Genomic DNA, 16724 nt, shown 5'->3' with positions numbered 1-16724 from the left:
TATTCGTGACATAAAAACGCCCCCTTAGATAAACAGATTTTTATTTTTTATCTGTCTACCTAAGGGGGAGCATATCAAGATTGATTAAAATGGATTCTTTTCATATGAATACATATACAGTTTTTATAAAAAAGTTCGATCATATATAAATCATCGTCGTACAAGGGAGATGTTCACCTAAAGATTGTCTGAAGGGTTTGAAATGAAGTTAAGAGAATTAATAGGAGAGATTAAAAAATTAAATTCGGCAGACTTCATGTAATAAACCGAAAATTCTGACATTAGAGGGGAATAAAAATGAATATTTCTGTTAAATATCAAGAAAAAGTTAAACATGATTTAGAACCTAATGAACAAATTATCGATGTCTTTACTGGAAGAACTGCCCCTACTAATTGGGTGATGAAACTTCTTCCTGAAATTTCTTGGCTCACTAAAGAGAATATGCCAATAGTTTTAGTGATAACAAACCAAAGATTGCTTGTATATAAACAACAAATAAATTTGGACATTCAACTCGCCATCGGAATTCATCGCTTCGATATAACGGAATGTAAAGAACTAACTAGTGTACTTAATGGAGCAATTCAAGTTACTTTAAAAGACAATCAATCTTTCAAGTTTGTCTTTAAAAAGGAACGGATGCCGAAAATCCTAAAAGAACTTACAAATTAAATTTATGTGTTTCAGAGGATACCAGATATACCATTGTGTGACAAGGTCTTGTTTATACAGCAAGGCTTTTTCTTATGTGTTACAATTACATTCCAAAGTATTATTCTACTCATTAAAATTACCCCTTGTGTTTAATTTATTTTGGTAAAGTGTGTTTCTGTTTTTAATCAACGTATTATTTAAACTGCTAAATTTCATTTGGCTTTTACTCAACAATCTGGCCCTTTAATGGAATAACTTTATTATCAATTAACAGATTTTTAATCCACAAGAAAAACCGAAATCCCTTTTTTAAAGAGATAGGAAATTCCGGTGCATCTTTTTTATAAACGGTTAAACTTTTTCAAAACCACAGATGGTACACCATGTACGGCTAGTCTCTTTTATAAACTCTATATTTACCAGACTGGTCTTACTCCCGATATAAATTTATCTTCTCTTGCTTCATCAACTATTTTTGTTAAATCTTCTCTGATCATTTGTATTCGTTCAGCACCTATCTTTTCACTCAAGCGCTGTTCTATCTCAGCTAGTATTTCCCCTTTTGCTTTCACTACTAACCAACCTCGTTTAGTCAAAACAATAGTTTTCCCTCTGTATGTGTTGTTAATGAGAGGAAAAGAGTGTGTTGCGAAACGAATATAATGCAACTTTACCGCACGGAAAAGCTAATTCTAGTATGTAAATGAAATGGAATGAAGGGGTTTGTTTTTTTGTTATGAAAAAAATTTTCTTTATAAAACTTTATTTAAGAAAAAATTTATATACTAATTCATGTAAACGGTTTACTAAATCGTATATTGCTAGAAATGAAGGAAAGATCCGCATGGAAACAAGGGGGAGAGTAATCGGGATTGACATCGGTACCACAAGTGCGAAGACGGTTGTGTTCACAGAAAAAGGGAAAGTCGTTGCGTCACATGCAATTGATTATCCAATTATTCAACCAAACGTCGGATGGGCTGAGCAAGATCCCGATGTAATATGTGCCGCTGTATTCAAAACTGTAAGCGTTGCCATCGAAGAAAGTAATGTGTTACCAGAGGATATTTCTTCAATCGGTATTAGTACAGCAATGCACGCATTAATTGCTGTAGATGAAAACGGTGCGCCGTTAACGCGCTCTATCATTTGGGCAGATAATCGGAGTACGAAACAATCAGAAAAATTATTAGAACATATGAATGGACATGAAATTTATAGACGAACAGGTACACCCATTCATCCAATGTCACCACTTTCTAAATTATTATGGATGAAAGAAGAGGAACTAGAGTTATATAAGAGTGCTTATAAATTTATTTCTATATTGAAGGTGGAAATTCATGCTATAAAGATACGTTGCGTCGTGCTGAAGAAGCGAAAAGCTTTGGCTTACATTACGTAGATATCGGTACATCAGGCGGTGTAGAAGGAGCTAGATACGGTGCTTGTTTAATGGTTGGTGGAGAAAAAGAAATTTATGATCAATTAGAACCGTTATTTAAAGATTTAGCAGTAGAAAACGGTTATTCATATGCGGGCCGCGAGGGTAGTGGGCATTTCTTAAAAATGGTTCATAACGGTATTGAATACGGAATGATGCAAGCAATCGCTGAATGGTTTGAAGTACTAGATAAGAGTGACTTTGATTTCAATTATGAAGATGTTGCAAAAGTATGGACAAACGGATCAGTTATCCGCGGTTGGTTAATGGATTTAACTGAAAAAGCATTTGCAGATGATCCGAAACTTGATGGCATTAAAGGTGTAATGAACTCTTCAGGAGAAGGGAAATGGACTGTTGAAACTGCGCTTGAATTACAAGCAGCGGCACCAGTTATTGCTATGTCATTATTTATGCGCTACCGTTCACAAGAAGATGATACATTCCACGGAAAAGTGGTTTCTGCACTTCGTAATCAATTCGGTGGACATGAGGTTGTGAAAAAATAGGAAATATTAGTTTTGTGAAACTCATACTATTTAATGAAAGTTTTTCCCTCTTTTTACTGTGTTTTGTATAGAAATTTCTGATAATATATAAATATAACTTGAAAACAAAGGGGAGAAATAATTATGAAACTAGTCGTTATTAACGGTACACCAAGAAAATTCGGTAGAACTCGCGTTGTGGCAAAATATATTGCAGAGCAATTTGAAGGGGAGTTATACGATTTAGCAGTAGCGGAATTGCCTTTATATAATGGAGAAGAATCACAACGTGAATTAGAGGCAGTAAAAAAATTAAAAGCTTTAGTGAAAGCTGCGGATGGAGTAGTACTATGTACACCAGAATATCATAATGCGATGAGCGGAGCGCTGAAAAATTCATTAGACTACTTAAGTAGCAGTGAATTCATCCATAAACCTGTCGCATTGTTAGCAGTTGCTGGAGGAGGTAAAGGGGGAATAAACGCATTAAATAGTATGCGCACTGTCGCTAGAGGCGTTTACGCAAATGCAATCCCAAAACAAGTAGTACTTGATGGATTACATGTGCAAGATGGTGAACTTGGAGAAGATGCAAAACCATTAATTCATGATTTAGTTAAAGAATTAAAAGCATATATGAGCGTATATAAAGAGGTGAAAAAACAATTAGGAGTTGAGTGATATGTCCTCTCTTTATCAGGATTCTCGCTTATATTACATTCTAGGAGCCAATAGTTTATCTGCTATTGGCTCCTAGAATGTTATGATAACGATTCCGTGGCTGTTGATTAAGGAAAGTGGGGGAGAGACAACGTTTGGGTATATTTCTATCGTTGCAACTCTCATCATGTTTTTGCTAACGCCATTCATTGGGCAAAGCATAGATCGTTTTTCAAGAAAATCTTTATTGTTATGTAACGAAGGTATCGGGATAGCCATTATAGGAATGATGGCTATTTGGGGATTTGCTGGGCAATCATACAATTCTATTCATTACATTATTATTTATATAGCAGGTTCTTTCTATTATCTATTATCTATTATCTATTATTCTATCCCACAATATTTGCATTTAACCAAGAAATATTTCAATCAGAGCATTATAAAAGTTTAAGTGGCACAATGGAAATACAAGGACAATTAACGCAAGTTATTTCAGGTGCAGCTGCTAGCTTTTTAATTGAGATTATTTCTTTGAAATGGATCTTGTTAGTGGATATGTTAACTTTTGCAGGAGCATTTTTCCTGTTCTTATGTATACCGTATGTAAAGAAAAAAGAAGTGAAAGGGAAAGTAACATTTAAGAAGCAATTGTTCGAAGGAATTCACTTTATGAAAAAGCGCCCTAAGTTATTTTGGTTTTTACTAGCGACTTATATGCCGTTTATCGGTGTCATGATGGCAAATTATTTAATCCCAGTATATATTTCAAATATACTCAAAGCTAGTGCCTCTGTATACGCAATTGAAGGTATGATGTACGGTGTCGGAGCGGTTCTTGCAGGAATAAGTATTCCAATCATGATGAAATATGTCAAAACAGAAGTTTCAATCGTTATGACGATGTTCATTTATGTAATTTCAATTACCGCAATGATTATTGAGCCTTCCATTATGTTATTATATGGACTTGCGATTTTTCATGCGATTGGAAATGCTGGAACGAGAGTGGCGAGAAATGTATTGATGATGGAAGAAATACCAAATGAAGTAATGGGACGTGTGGACAGCTTATTTCGACTAATTGGTACAGGAATTCGAATTGTATTATTAATGTTGTTTACGGCAGACGTATCTAAAGCAGGGGTGATGATCCCGTTTTACGTACTAAGCTTTATATTGATCCTATCATTAGGGATTGCTTTTTATTATGTAATTTCAAAACGTAAAATGGAAGCAAATGTGTCTAATAAATCCATCGTTTAAAAAACACTTCTTACTCCCTTTCTTTTTCTATATAATAAAAAGAAAGGGAGTGCTAACTTATTTATGAACAAATGGATTTTGCTTATAATCTTATTACTACCTCCGCTATCCATCATTTATATGACGTTTCGAATGAATAAAGTTGCTCGTGAAACATTGAGTAATCACTCTCCATACGTTCTTATATTAGGTGCAAAGTTATTTGGAGATAGACCATCCTTATCTCTTCAAAATCGTTTGGATATAGCGTTGGAATATTTACATGCTCACCCTGAGGTGAAAGTAATTGTTTCAGGTGGTCAAGGGGAAGATGAAGATATACCGGAAGCTCACAGTATGAGAAACTATTTAATGGTACATGGTATAGATGAGAATCGTATTTTAATTGAAGACCGCTCTACAAATACGTATGAAAATTTAAAGTTTAGTATGGATTTATATGATGTAAAGCATGCGGTAGTTGTAAGTAATACGTATCATTTATATCGAACGAAAATAATTGCAAAGCGTTTAGGGATAAAGATGGAAGCTTTGGCTGCTGAAACACCGAGGCGCTCTAAGAAAAAAGCGTATGTGCGTGAATATGCTGCAATTATGAAAACATTATTGTTCGACCGTTAGAGCTCAAATGAGAGCTCTTTTTTTGTATAATAAAGCGTATCATTTGAAATGAGTGCTATATTCCATCAAAATAAAGGAAACAACATGAAAGGAGTTGTGTCTGTGATTCAATTTAATCATGTGTCAAAATCGTATGAAGATGGCACAAAAGCAGTGGATTCATTGCATTTAGAAATTAAAAAAGGAGAATTTTTTGTTCTCATTGGTCCGAGTGGTTGTGGGAAAACAACGACAATGAAGATGATTAACCGTTTAATTGAAACGACGGAAGGATCAATTTTAATCGATGGAAAAGATATTCAACAATATAACATAAACGAACTACGTTGGAATATAGGGTACGTGTTGCAGCAGATTGCGCTGTTTCCACATATGACAATTGCTGAAAATATTGCAGTTGTCCCTGAAATGAGGAAATGGACCAAAAAGGAAATAAAAGCACGTGTCGATGACTTGCTACAGATGGTTGGGCTCGATCCAGATGTATATCGTGATCGTATGCCAGATGAATTGTCGGGAGGGCAGAAACAACGTGTTGGTGTCGTACGGGCATTAGCCGCAAACCCGAAAATTGTACTTATGGACGAACCATTTAGTGCGTTAGATCCGTTAAGTAGGGAGCAGCTCCAGAAGGATATTGTACAACTGCAAAAAAAAATCCAAAAAACAATCGTGTTCGTAACGCACGATATGCAAGAGGCTTTATCACTTGGTGATCGTATTTGTGTAATGAAAGAAGGAAAAGTTGTTCAATTAGATACACCAGAAGGTATTATACATAACCCGAAAAATGAGTTTGTTGAGGAGTTCATCGGAAATCGTGGACGACCTTGGTATGAGGGGATGAATATAGAAGATGTATTGCCGCTAGACGATAGTACACGAGTAGAAGGGACTGCTTTATCTTTACATTCTCCTTTACAAGAAGCACTAGTCCGCTTACAAGGTGAAGAGTCAGTGCCAGTTGTAGAAAATGGTCAATATGTTGGAGCGTTAACAAGTCGTCATATTGTCAATTATATTGTTGAACAAATGAAGGGGAGAGGCTAATCAGTGACTGATTTTATTCAAACGTTCCAAGAACGAAAAATGGAATTGCTGAGTGCATTAAGTGAGCATTTACAAATATCGCTTATTTCACTATTTTTTGCAGTAATCATAGCGGTGCCGCTTGGTATTTTATTAACGAGAAAAGAACGAATGGCTGAATTTATAATTGGGACCTCTGCAGTTATGCAGACAGTACCATCACTTGCATTACTCGGACTTTTAATTCCGTTAGTAGGAATCGGAAAACTTCCAGCCATAATCGCATTAGTTGTGTATGCACTATTACCTATTTTACGAAATACATATACAGGAATACGGGAATTAGATGAATCACTTATAGAAGCGGCGAGAGCTATGGGAATGAATAGCTGGAGAAGGTTATGGAAGGTGGAGCTTCCTCTCGCATTGCCAATTATTATGGCGGGTATTCGTACAGCAATGGTATTAATTGTTGGAACGGCTACATTAGCTGCTTTAATAGGCGCAGGTGGGCTTGGTAAACTTATATTACTTGGTATCGATCGAAATGACCATGCGCTTATCATTTTAGGGGCCGTACCAGCCGCGTTACTCGCTTTATTCTTTGATATAGTACTTCGGGCACTCGAGAGCCCAAGACGCTCTTCTAAGCGCGTTATATTGACAATATGTATTGTTGTCGTAATGATTGCTTTGCCATTTCTTTGGAATACACAAAAGAACGACATAGTTATTGCCGGCAAACTTGGATCTGAACCAGAAATTTTAATTCAAATGTACAAGCAACTTATTGAGCAGGATACAGATTTACAAGTGGAATTAAAGCCGGGACTTGGAAAAACAGCATTTGTATTTGAAGCGTTAAAATCAGGTGAAGTAGATATATACCCAGAATTTTCAGGAACAGCTTTATCTACTTTCGTGAAAGAAGAACCGAAAAGTACAAATCGTGATGAAGTATATGAACAAGCACGCACGGGAATGGAAAAGAAATATAATATGGTTATGTTAAAGCCAATGGAGTATAACAATACATACGCACTAGCTATGCCGAAAAAAATAGCAGATCAAAATAACGTAAATACAATTTCTGATTTAGGAAAAATTGCACAGGAAGCTAAAGTAGGATTTACATTAGAATTTGCTGATCGTGAAGATGGTTATAAAGGAATGCAAAAATTATATAACTATAAGTTTTCAAATGTTAAAACGATGGAACCGAAACTGCGCTATAGTGCAATACAATCGGGGGATGTTAACGTAATTGATGCATATTCAACAGATAGTGAATTGGAGCAATATGGGCTTAAAGTGCTAAAAGATGATAAAGGACTATTCCCACCTTATCAAGGAGCGCCATTATTAAGAAAAGAGACGTTACAAAAATATCCTGAACTTGAAAAAGTATTAAATAAATTATCTGGAAAGATTACAGATGAAGAAATGAGAAAAATGAATTATGAAGTAAACGTAAATGGTAAAAGTAGTGAAGAAGTAGCAAAACAATTTTTACAAAAAGAGAAGTTACTCCATTGATTTTACAAAAAATATACAATTTTATATGTTTGAAATGACCGTTCATTACAAAATGGACGGTTTTTTTGTGCATACTTATACATTTTTTCAAAAAAGTATTCCATTTTTCTTCATTTTCTTTTAGAATAAGTAATGTTTTCCTGAAAAAATATAAGAGAAACGTCTATTAGAGAAAAAGGTGACTTTAATAGTTGAATGAACATAGCACCTAGAATGACAGATGGGGTGGTACAAATAGAAAAGAAGTTAGGATTTTTTCCGTTAATCGCATTAGTAGTTGGAACGATGGTTGGTGGCGGTGTTTTTAGTTTACCGCATGATTTAGCAGTAGGAGCAAATAGTGGTGCAACGATAATTGGTTGGTGTATTACAGCGATGGGAATGATTCCACTTGCGCTCGTATATCAAACGTTAGCAAGACAAAAACCGGAGCTTGAGGGCGGAATTTATAGTTATGCACGAGCTGGTTTCGGTGAATATATTGGTTTTAACAGTGCCTGGGGGTACTGGTTGGCAGGGATTTTAGGAAATGTCGCAACCATTATGTTGTTGTTTAGCACATTAGGTTATTTCTTCCCAATTTTTAGAGGAGGAAATAATGTTGCGTCTATCGTTGGTGCATCCCTTTTATTATGGACACTTCATTTTCTTATCTTATTTGGAATCCGTGAAGCTTCCATTATGAATGTTATCGCAACGATTGGGAAATTAGTTCCGATTTTATTATTTATTGTCGTGATGGTAACAGCGTTTCGCTGGGATACATTTACACATGACTTTTGGGGCGAAGGAACAATCACGGTTTCCTCTGTACTAGGTCAAGTGAAAAATACAATGCTTGTAACTCTTTGGGTGTTCATTGGGGTTGAAGGAGCAGTTGTATTATCAGGAAGAGCTAAAAATAGCAGGGACGTTGGAAAAGCGACAGTACTTGGATTAATTTTAGTAATGTCTATTTATATTTTAATTTCTGTGCTGTCAATGGGAGCTATGACGAGAAATGAGCTTTCGGTTTTAGAAACTCCTTCAATGGGACATGTATTAGAGCATGTTGTTGGACCTTGGGGGGCAGTTGCGATTAACATCGGATTAGTTGCTTCACTTGTAGGTACATTAATTGGCTGGTTTTTACTTGTTTCTGAAATCTCTCACGTAGCAGGAAAAGATGGAGTATTTCCGAAAGTCTTTACGAAAACAAATAAGAAGCAAACGCCGCATATGGCATTATGGATTTCAAATATCGTTGCTCAAATTATATTTATAATCGTCCTGTTTTCACAATCGACATATCAAATTATGTATTTTATTGCGTCAACATCTATATTACTGCCGTACTTATTATCAGCGTTATACCAATTGAAATTAGTCATTACGAAAGAGCTGGCAGTTGCGAGAGTGAAAAATGGTTTGTTAGCTTTAATTGCTTCTGTATATTCTGTATGGCTCATTTACGCAGCTGGTTTAAAGAATTTACTGCTTGTTTCAATCGTATATGGTATTGGGATTCTCGTGTATATGTTTGCAAGAAAAGAAAAAGGGAATCGTTGTTTTGCAGGCAAAGAGCGATATGTGATGTGGGCAATTGTTATCGCAGCTATCACGTCAATTTATATGTTAATGTCAGGAAATATAAAATTGTAAAAGTCCTTTAAATTTAAAGGGCTTTTTTCTTAGTTTAGAGAATATTTAATACATAAGATATTCAGGAGGGATGAAAATGGAAGAAAAAGAACAGTTGACTAGAATTATGGATTTAGCTAGTGATTTAAGGAAAGTATTAGTACAAGAATCTTTTTTTAATCATCATCCTGAACTTCGAGGTGTGATTGAAAATTTAGCGAGTTCTGTAGAGAATTTGGCGAGTTTACAGCAAAATAAAGATGAAAATGCCGAAGATAGATTACGGTACGTACTTGCTAAAATGAAAATTGCTCATAATGCTATTTTACAAGAAAAAAAAGCATTTCCTTCTCTATAATATACGTTTTAATTTTGAACCTGACGGATGACGTCAGGTTTTTTATTTCTAGTTTTAGATTGTAGTTCATACACTAAGAATAGTATGAAAAAAGAAGGTGACTACGTTGAAATTACATAAAGCTCTTCATCCAAGTTTTATAAAGCGAATGTATTATATGAGGTTTATTGGAACGTTTGCAAAAGCGGAGGGAGAGAAGAATGGAGAAAATTTCTTTGTACAATGCCTTTCTCCATTACCCTTAACTTTACAAGAGTTATTTCCGGCTGGAAAATATTTATTTGAAGGATTATGCAGTAATAAAAAAAATGAAAAAATCTTTACTGATTTAAAGAAGCGTAAATTAGAAAAGCAATTGGTTATGTTCCGTCTTTATTATGATCGAGGAAATTTATTTTTGGAATTAATATGTACAGAAGAGCCTAGGGAGATAGCATCTTCATATAAATTGATTCCTTCACCAAAGGTCTCGAATTATAAAAAGAGAGCGTCTTTGGAACGGAAGTTAAGCAACGGTTATTTATCATTTCTTATGCCTAAATTACCAAAAGACTTTGAGCCTCCAGAATTATTATGGTATGAAGGAAGACTATATGGGAATTTATCGTTAAAATCATCAATAAGTTCAATTTCATATTTTGAGCAAAGAAAAGAATGCAAATATATTGAAATAAACGATTGGATGAAACATGTAGAAATAGCGGTAGACGATCATTTATATTTTGTAAGTGAGAATGTGTATGAGCAACTAAATAAACGAATTGTTGAAGAAGGTAAGTTAGTTGAAGCAGAGGATATTAAAATGCAAAAGGAGGATTGGGAATGGGATGAGCGTGAATCCTCTTTTTTGCAGTATGTACAAAGTATGGTTCGTAAAAAAGGTCTATATTTGGATGATACAGATATATATAATTTTCACATTAGTGTTAAAACCAATATGTTAACGATTGTTGGCGGTATACCAGGTGTTGGGAAATCACGCTTTGTGCAAGCATATGCAGAAGCGCTCGGCTTACGTTATGGTGAAGAATTAATTTGGATTCCGATTTCACCATCGTATCAAGAACCACATGATATTCTCGGCTACCTTCATCCGAATGGTAATTTTATTGAAAGTGAAACGAAGTTAGTTCGGACATTACTGCAGGCTAAAGAAAACCCAAATCAATTGTATATAATTGTGTTTGATGAAATGAACATGTCACATATTGAGCATTGGTTTACTCCATTTCTATCCGTTCTTCAACTTGAAAAGCAAAATCGTATTTTGAATTTGTATGAGAAAGTACAAGAAATAGAAAATCAAATTCCGCCTTCAGTGGAAATTGGTGAGAATGTTATTTTCGTAGGCACTGTAAATTTTGATGAAACGACGAAAGAGCTTTCCGATCGATTATTAGATCGAACAAATTTGATTACGTTACAAAAAATTCCGTTTTGCGAGATGAGTATAGAACAAGAGAAAATAGTTCAGCAACCCCCGCTGAAAGTAACAACGGGAGAATTTCGAATTAATTGGTTTAGGAATAAAGAGATGATTGAAGTGTTTACTGAAGAGGAATTAGAGTTATTGGATAAGTTACATGATGTATTATCATCACACGATATATCAAAAGGAATTTCTTTCCGATGTGCAAACGCAATCGCTACGTATTTGCAAAATATACCGTTCCAAAATAATCAGTCCTATATGATTAGCAGGGAAGAAGGCTTTGACTTGCAAATAAAGCAACGCGTATTAACGAAATTAAGGGGGACAGAAATGACAGTGGGCTCTCTATTTTCTGAAGAAGCAAAAAGGGGAGCGATATTGATACCACTTTTACAGTCTCCGCTTGCAAATCGTGTATCTACATTTGAACATTCTTTAGCTTATATTAGACAAAAGCGTAGAGAACTGGAGCTGTATGGATATGCAAAATGAGGAGCGTTATGAAACAGCAATCGTCGATACGAAAGAAACGCTACCGTTTGTATTGAAGCTAATCATTGGTACTGAGGGGAAAGGCGATTTTATCCTTTTAAATCGCCTTTGTACGTCTACTACAGCACTAGTTCAATGTATTTATAAGGTACAGGAATTAAAACCACTGAAATTGCATTTCCATTATCAAAATCCAATGGATATTACATTCATATGGAATAAAGTATATGAGGGACAAAAGAATATAAAAGAGTCGCAATATGAATTAAATGAAAAAAAACAAAGAGTATTAGTGTATGAACATGGAAAAACTGAATTTTTTTATCCGTGGCGCTGTGGCTTATATCATTTTGAAGTGCGTATAGAAGATAAAACTTATTATGGGGCGTTTCAAGTTGTTCCTAAAAACTTTTTTGATGACCAATTTGAAATGATTCAAGATTATGTGAAGTCAATTTTAAACGAGTTAATTTTAGATAGAGGTTATTACAAGAAAACTTTCTCAGCACTGAGTGATATTGAAGATTCTTCTTATTTGGTATTGTTAAGAAAATTGCCACAAAAAATGAAAAGAATAAAACAAATTTTTAAGAAAGTAGAATCGAATGCGGAATTTGTACACGAATTTAATTGGGAAACGAAAGAGCGGAAGACAACGAGAAAAACTGCCATTATGACAGAAAGAAAGCTTTATGCGAAATATTATAATCGTAAATTTAAGGAGCAAAAAAATAGTATTGAAAATGCATTCCTTAAATTTAAAACAATGCAATTCTATTATTATTTACTTGAAGCAGAAAGTTTTGTACGTAAAACGATTGAAATACTAGAAGGAGAAAAAAAGAAAAAATCAGATGAATTCCAAGCTGTTAAAACAATTATGAAAACGATTGAACGAAATGGATCAGTGACGGACAGAGAAAAACAAAAATATAGAAATATACATTTACTAAAAGAAGCAGATTTACGTAAAAGTTCTGTGAAAATACAAGAATATAAAATATTAGCTCATATCGTACATGAAAGCGTGCAATACTTTCGAAATTTATTGTATTCTCCATTTTGGAGGGGAATTTCTGAAACAGCTAACATTAATTCGCACACTTTATCTATACCACATCAACAATTACTCCATCATTTAGAATTGTTACCGCAGCAAACGGAGCAACCTCCATCTTTATTATTCGTATATAAACCAACGTTTTTAGTGTATGAATACTACGCTTTTTTTATCGTTATTTCTATATTAGAACAAATCGGATTTGAAGATAAGAATCCTATCCTTGAACAAATACAAGAACATTTTTATTTAGACGGATTACAAGATGGAACGACAGTTATCTTGCATAGAGATAATATAAAAGTACACGTCGCATTTAATGATCTAATTGAAACACACCCCCTTATTGCACTTAGTAAAGGAAGTAATTTTTATAATGGAGAGGACACAAAGAAGCCAGATATACGTCTAGATTGTTTTGTAAAGGAAGAAGAGAAGTACGTATATAAATCATCTATAATTATTGAAGTGAAATATAGCCCTATGTATAATATTTTTCAACCTATTGGTAATACGAAAGCGACGGAGCAAATGTATAAATACTGGTCTATTAAATATGTAGAAGAACAAAGTGGGAAACGAGTTTTTCATCGTAGGGCAATTTATGAAGTGATTTGTGTATATCCAGGGAGTCATATGCATAGTAAAAAAATAGAATCTGGTTGTGGTGTGTTTTTACAATTATATCCGTATAAGACGAAACAAGGAGAAGAGAAGTTGGCGGGAAAGCACGGAATGATTCAAATTTTTGAAAAATGGTTAAAAAGCAATAAAATGTAAAAGAAATCCTTTTTTATAAAGGATTTCTTTCGGTTAAGAAGAATTATATGCCATAAGGAAAGAAGCATAACATGGGTCGAATTTGAAATGGTAATCATCTTTCATTAGAGAAATTAACTTTCTTTGTATGTACGATTGTATAAGAAAGTAAGGAATGGTACATGCGGGGGAACAGAGTGTGAAATAGGAATTTAATTCAATTTGCAGAATATAATAAGACGTAAATATTTTTAGTTGCATACGAAGGTTTGTTCTTATATGATAGTAAGTGAAAGCGTTATCAAAAACAGAGCGGCGATGGGAAAGGCGGGTAAATATGTTCCAGCGTGTTCAAACAAAGGAAGAACATTTTTGGTTCGAGCAACTGTGGGGAGATTTTTGTGAAGAAAGAAACTTAATGTTTGTAGAACGTAATTTAAATCCATCACGATTTTTATTAATAGAAGATGAACATCATATCGGTACAGTAGAATGTATTAAGTATACAGTACCTGAACAATCAAATTCGGAGTTTTTCTATCCGTTTTCTAAAAATGATTTAGTGAAAGATTTGAAAAATGTATATGAAATAGGAAAGTTAAGCATTGCGAAAACGTCCCGGGGGAGAGGACATTTCAAAAGGCTGGCAGCGATTTTATTTATGCATGCGTTAGAGACGAAAGCTGAATGGTATATTGCAGCAGTTACAAAAAGAATGTATATGTATTTACTTACACTCGGTTTTCCAATTGAGCCAATAGATAGTCCATTCCAGTTTCATGATACTTTACAAGGTGTACCAGTACGGATTCATGCTCGAAAAGGGGCTACACATTTGTATTCTTTGAAAGAATTCCGTGATATTATTCAAGGGAATGCTCATGCGCAGACACTTATTGCAGAATACAGTAAAAATATTATGTTAACAAAATAAATATATATGAATATGTATAATATGAAGAAGGGTATCATGTTACAGCCTTCTTTCTTCATACAAAAAGTAGACCCTTATTCTTGTAATAAGGGTCTACAAGTTTATAGTCCAAATATACTAAAAATCATTTTGCGGCGCTTAGGTTTCTTTTCTCTTTCATATGTTGGTTTTGAATCAGGAGTAATATATATTGGTTCTTCTTTTTTTAAGGCAGCTTCTAGTTTTTGAATTCGCTCTAACATTTCCTCCATTTCACGGCGATGTTGTAAAAGTTGGTATGTAACGACATCATTTGCTTTATCTAGCATTTGTTCTTCCATTCGATCTAGTCTTCTCGTTATTGAATTTAATTGAGCTGCTAATTGCTCAAAATCATTTGATGGTGTTGTTTGAGTAGGTTGAATGTTGTGAGGTTGGTCTGCCTGAGAACGATGGTATTCTAACATTTGATCTAAATCACCTTGTGTGAAAATAAAATGACCATATTTATTTTTTTCTATCGTAAGATTTAATTGTTGTGCAATCCGGACAACAGCCTTTGGGCTAACACCTAATTTCTTCGCGATAAATGGTGTTTTATATTCCAAAATAATCCCTCCTATATATATCCTGTTGAATGATTTCTAGTTATGTAGTAAGTTCCCTTCAGGTGTGACAAAAGAAGTGTGGAATCGGCAAAGAAAGTGTTTTTTCACGAAATTGAGCTGTTTAGCATATACGATTTATACAAACTATTTTTATTCATCGAAAAATTGAGCTTATTATAGTTTGACGATAATAAGCTAATTAGATTATCATAATTATAAATATCTTTTTTATGTATGCATATAATATATAAAAAGGTGGTTGCTAATGTAGAATTTTATTAGAGTATAAGAATGCTTACTTCACTTGAATAAATTTAAGTAGGAGGTGGCTTCCTTGCTTACACTGTAAGTAAGGAAAAGTATTTGGATATATATAGTATAAGCATAGTGATTGTTTTAATTGCCTTAACGGCATTTTTCGTTGCAGCAGAATTTGCAATTGTTAAAGTGAGGAGTTCACGAATTGACTATTTAATTGCAGAAGGAAATAATCGTGCAATATCTGTCAAAACAGTCATTACAAACTTAGACGAATATTTATCAGCTTGTCAGTTAGGAATAACTGTTACAGCTCTTGGGATTGGGTGGTCTGGTAAACCTGCGCTAAAGCACATGTTTGATGTTTTGTTTGCTAATTGGAATGTCCCCACTCAACTCGCAGATATTCTGGCTATAATTTTAGTGTTTTTGTTTATCACATTTTTTCATGTGGTAGTAGGAGAGTTAGCTCCAAAAACATTGGCGATTCAAAAAGCAGAACAAGTGAGTTTCTTTGTTGTTAAGCCACTCATTTTGTTTTATCGTATTGCATTCCCATTCATTTGGCTTTTAAATGGATCAGCTCGGCTAATTACGAAATTTTTTGGGTTGAAACCACCAAAAAAGCATGACGAAGTGCATTCAGAAGAAGAATTGCGGTTGTTGGTTTCAGAAAGTTATAAAAACGGTGAGATTAATCAATCTGAATATAAATATGTAAATAAAATATTTGAATTTGACGATCGTATTGCGAAAGAAATAATGGTACCACGAACAGAAATGAATATTTTAAATAAAGAAATGCCTGCCGAAGAGGCTTTACAAAAAATGTCTCATGAAAAATATACGAGGTATCCGGTGGTTGATGGTGATAAGGACCATGTAATAGGCTTTGTGAATTTTAAAGATATATTTACAGATTTTGTGAAGCATCGAGTTGTTAGTGAAAAGACAGTGGAGCAATATATTAGGCCAATTATTCTAGTAATTGAATCTATCCCAATTCATGATCTATTTTTAAAAATGCAAAGGGAAAGGACGCATATTGCTATATTAATTGATGAATATGGTGGTACATCAGGTCTTGTAACCGTTGAAGATATTTTAGAAGAGATTGTAGGGGATATTCAAGATGAGTTCGATACTGATGAACAACCGGAAATCCAACAAGTTAGTGAGACGAAAACAATTTTAGAAGGAAAAGTACTTGTTAGTGAAGTGAATGCATTATTAGGTTTGACTATTGACGACGATGATGTCGATACGATCGGCGGCTGGATACTAACGAAAAATATTGAGATTGCCGAAGGAGATACCATTGAAATTGAAAACTATAAGTTTTGTGTGAAGGAATTAGATGGGCACTATATTAAGAGGTTGGAAGTAACGAAACCTTCAGAATCGATTGTTATTGTGGGGGATGAAAAAAAAATTCCGCTCCAAGAACAAATTAGTTCGTAAACTCTGCTTTGTAGCAGAGTTTTTTTGAGCAAAATGTTTTTTGGGCTGTTAGGGCTATGATA

At 34.2% G+C, this 16724-nt stretch carries 12 protein-coding genes and 4 pseudogenes; 14 read left to right on the top strand and 2 right to left on the bottom strand.

Features of this window, described 5'->3' with window-relative positions; genetic code table 11:
- Window positions 1-297 precede the first annotated feature (297 nt).
- Complete coding sequence (locus JDS80_RS20000) at window positions 298-675, top strand: hypothetical protein (RefSeq protein WP_071745886.1); 378 nt, start codon at window positions 298-300, stop codon at window positions 673-675.
- Between the two features lie 398 nt (window positions 676-1073).
- On the opposite strand, the pseudogene JDS80_RS19995 reads toward JDS80_RS20000, so the two are convergent.
- A pseudogene (locus JDS80_RS19995) lies at window positions 1074-1271 on the bottom strand (MarR family winged helix-turn-helix transcriptional regulator); the annotation flags it as partial.
- Between the two features lie 230 nt (window positions 1272-1501).
- Here JDS80_RS19995 and JDS80_RS19990 point away from each other — a divergent pair.
- The 12 genes and pseudogenes from JDS80_RS19990 to JDS80_RS19935 form a co-directional block, all read left to right on the top strand.
- A pseudogene (locus JDS80_RS19990) lies at window positions 1502-2026 on the top strand (FGGY family carbohydrate kinase); the annotation flags it as partial.
- Window positions 1984-2610: pseudogene (gnd, locus tag JDS80_RS19985) on the top strand (phosphogluconate dehydrogenase (NAD(+)-dependent, decarboxylating)); the annotation flags it as partial. The pseudogenes JDS80_RS19990 and gnd, both read left to right, overlap by 43 nt.
- Before the next feature lie 123 nt (window positions 2611-2733).
- Complete coding sequence (locus JDS80_RS19980; protein ID WP_071745885.1) at window positions 2734-3270, top strand: NADPH-dependent FMN reductase; 537 nt, start codon at window positions 2734-2736, stop codon at window positions 3268-3270.
- Window positions 3271-3352: 82 nt separating this feature from the next.
- Window positions 3353-4515: pseudogene (locus JDS80_RS19975) on the top strand (MFS transporter).
- Window positions 4516-4578: 63 nt separating this feature from the next.
- The gene (locus JDS80_RS19970; RefSeq protein ID WP_098890424.1) at window positions 4579-5136 is read left to right on the top strand and encodes a YdcF family protein; all 558 of its coding nucleotides are present in this window, start codon (window positions 4579-4581) and stop codon (window positions 5134-5136) included.
- A gap of 102 nt (window positions 5137-5238) precedes the next feature.
- Window positions 5239-6186: an ABC transporter ATP-binding protein gene (locus JDS80_RS19965; protein WP_083596022.1), complete on the top strand. Its 948-nt coding sequence runs from the start codon at window positions 5239-5241 to the stop codon at window positions 6184-6186.
- A 3-nt stretch (window positions 6187-6189) separates the two neighbouring features.
- Entirely contained in the window at window positions 6190-7701 is a 1512-nt protein-coding gene (locus JDS80_RS19960; RefSeq protein ID WP_071745836.1) for an ABC transporter permease/substrate-binding protein, read from the top strand.
- A gap of 213 nt (window positions 7702-7914) precedes the next feature.
- The gene (locus JDS80_RS19955; protein WP_199639834.1) at window positions 7915-9342 is read left to right on the top strand and encodes a basic amino acid/polyamine antiporter; all 1428 of its coding nucleotides are present in this window, start codon (window positions 7915-7917) and stop codon (window positions 9340-9342) included.
- 76 nt (window positions 9343-9418) lie between these two features.
- Window positions 9419-9679, top strand: coding sequence for a LemA domain protein (locus JDS80_RS19950; RefSeq protein ID WP_071745835.1), 261 nt, complete (start codon window positions 9419-9421; stop codon window positions 9677-9679).
- A 106-nt stretch (window positions 9680-9785) separates the two neighbouring features.
- Entirely contained in the window at window positions 9786-11603 is a 1818-nt protein-coding gene (locus tag JDS80_RS19945; protein ID WP_142347577.1) for an AAA family ATPase, read from the top strand.
- Window positions 11593-13443 (top strand): hypothetical protein, encoded by a 1851-nt coding sequence (locus JDS80_RS19940; protein ID WP_098890141.1) that lies wholly within the window; start codon window positions 11593-11595, stop codon window positions 13441-13443. The genes JDS80_RS19945 and JDS80_RS19940 overlap by 11 nt, the downstream gene beginning before the upstream one ends.
- 316 nt (window positions 13444-13759) lie before the next feature.
- On the top strand, window positions 13760-14356 hold the full coding sequence (locus JDS80_RS19935; RefSeq protein WP_098890140.1) for a hypothetical protein: 597 nt from the start codon (window positions 13760-13762) through the stop codon (window positions 14354-14356).
- 101 nt (window positions 14357-14457) lie between these two features.
- Here the strand turns inward: JDS80_RS19935 and JDS80_RS19930 are convergent, their stop codons facing one another.
- A complete protein-coding gene (locus tag JDS80_RS19930; RefSeq protein ID WP_098890139.1) occupies window positions 14458-14943 on the bottom strand; it encodes a chromosome segregation protein in 486 nt (161 codons plus the stop codon).
- Between the two features lie 363 nt (window positions 14944-15306).
- On the opposite strand from JDS80_RS19930, the gene JDS80_RS19925 reads away from it, so the two are divergent.
- Complete coding sequence (locus JDS80_RS19925) at window positions 15307-16662, top strand: hemolysin family protein (protein WP_098890138.1); 1356 nt, start codon at window positions 15307-15309, stop codon at window positions 16660-16662.
- Window positions 16663-16724: the final 62 nt, after the last annotated feature.

It is taken from the genome of Bacillus cereus group sp. N8, from assembly GCF_016483685.1.
In the GTDB taxonomy this organism is placed as follows: domain Bacteria; phylum Bacillota; class Bacilli; order Bacillales; family Bacillaceae_G; genus Bacillus_A; species Bacillus_A proteolyticus.
Note: the sequence above shows the minus strand (reverse complement) of the source record. Positions and strands in the feature narration are given on the sequence as shown.

Coding starts and splice junctions, on each gene's coding strand:
- JDS80_RS19980 (WP_071745885.1), top strand. CDS start 2,734: ATGAAACTAGTCGTTATTAACGGTACACCAAGAAAATTCGGTAGAACT.
- JDS80_RS19935 (WP_098890140.1), top strand. CDS start 13,760: ATGTTCCAGCGTGTTCAAACAAAGGAAGAACATTTTTGGTTCGAGCAA.
- JDS80_RS19940 (WP_098890141.1), top strand. CDS start 11,593: ATGCAAAATGAGGAGCGTTATGAAACAGCAATCGTCGATACGAAAGAA.
- JDS80_RS19950 (WP_071745835.1), top strand. CDS start 9,419: ATGGAAGAAAAAGAACAGTTGACTAGAATTATGGATTTAGCTAGTGAT.
- JDS80_RS19970 (WP_098890424.1), top strand. CDS start 4,579: ATGAACAAATGGATTTTGCTTATAATCTTATTACTACCTCCGCTATCC.
- JDS80_RS19955 (WP_199639834.1), top strand. CDS start 7,915: ATGACAGATGGGGTGGTACAAATAGAAAAGAAGTTAGGATTTTTTCCG.
- JDS80_RS20000 (WP_071745886.1), top strand. CDS start 298: ATGAATATTTCTGTTAAATATCAAGAAAAAGTTAAACATGATTTAGAA.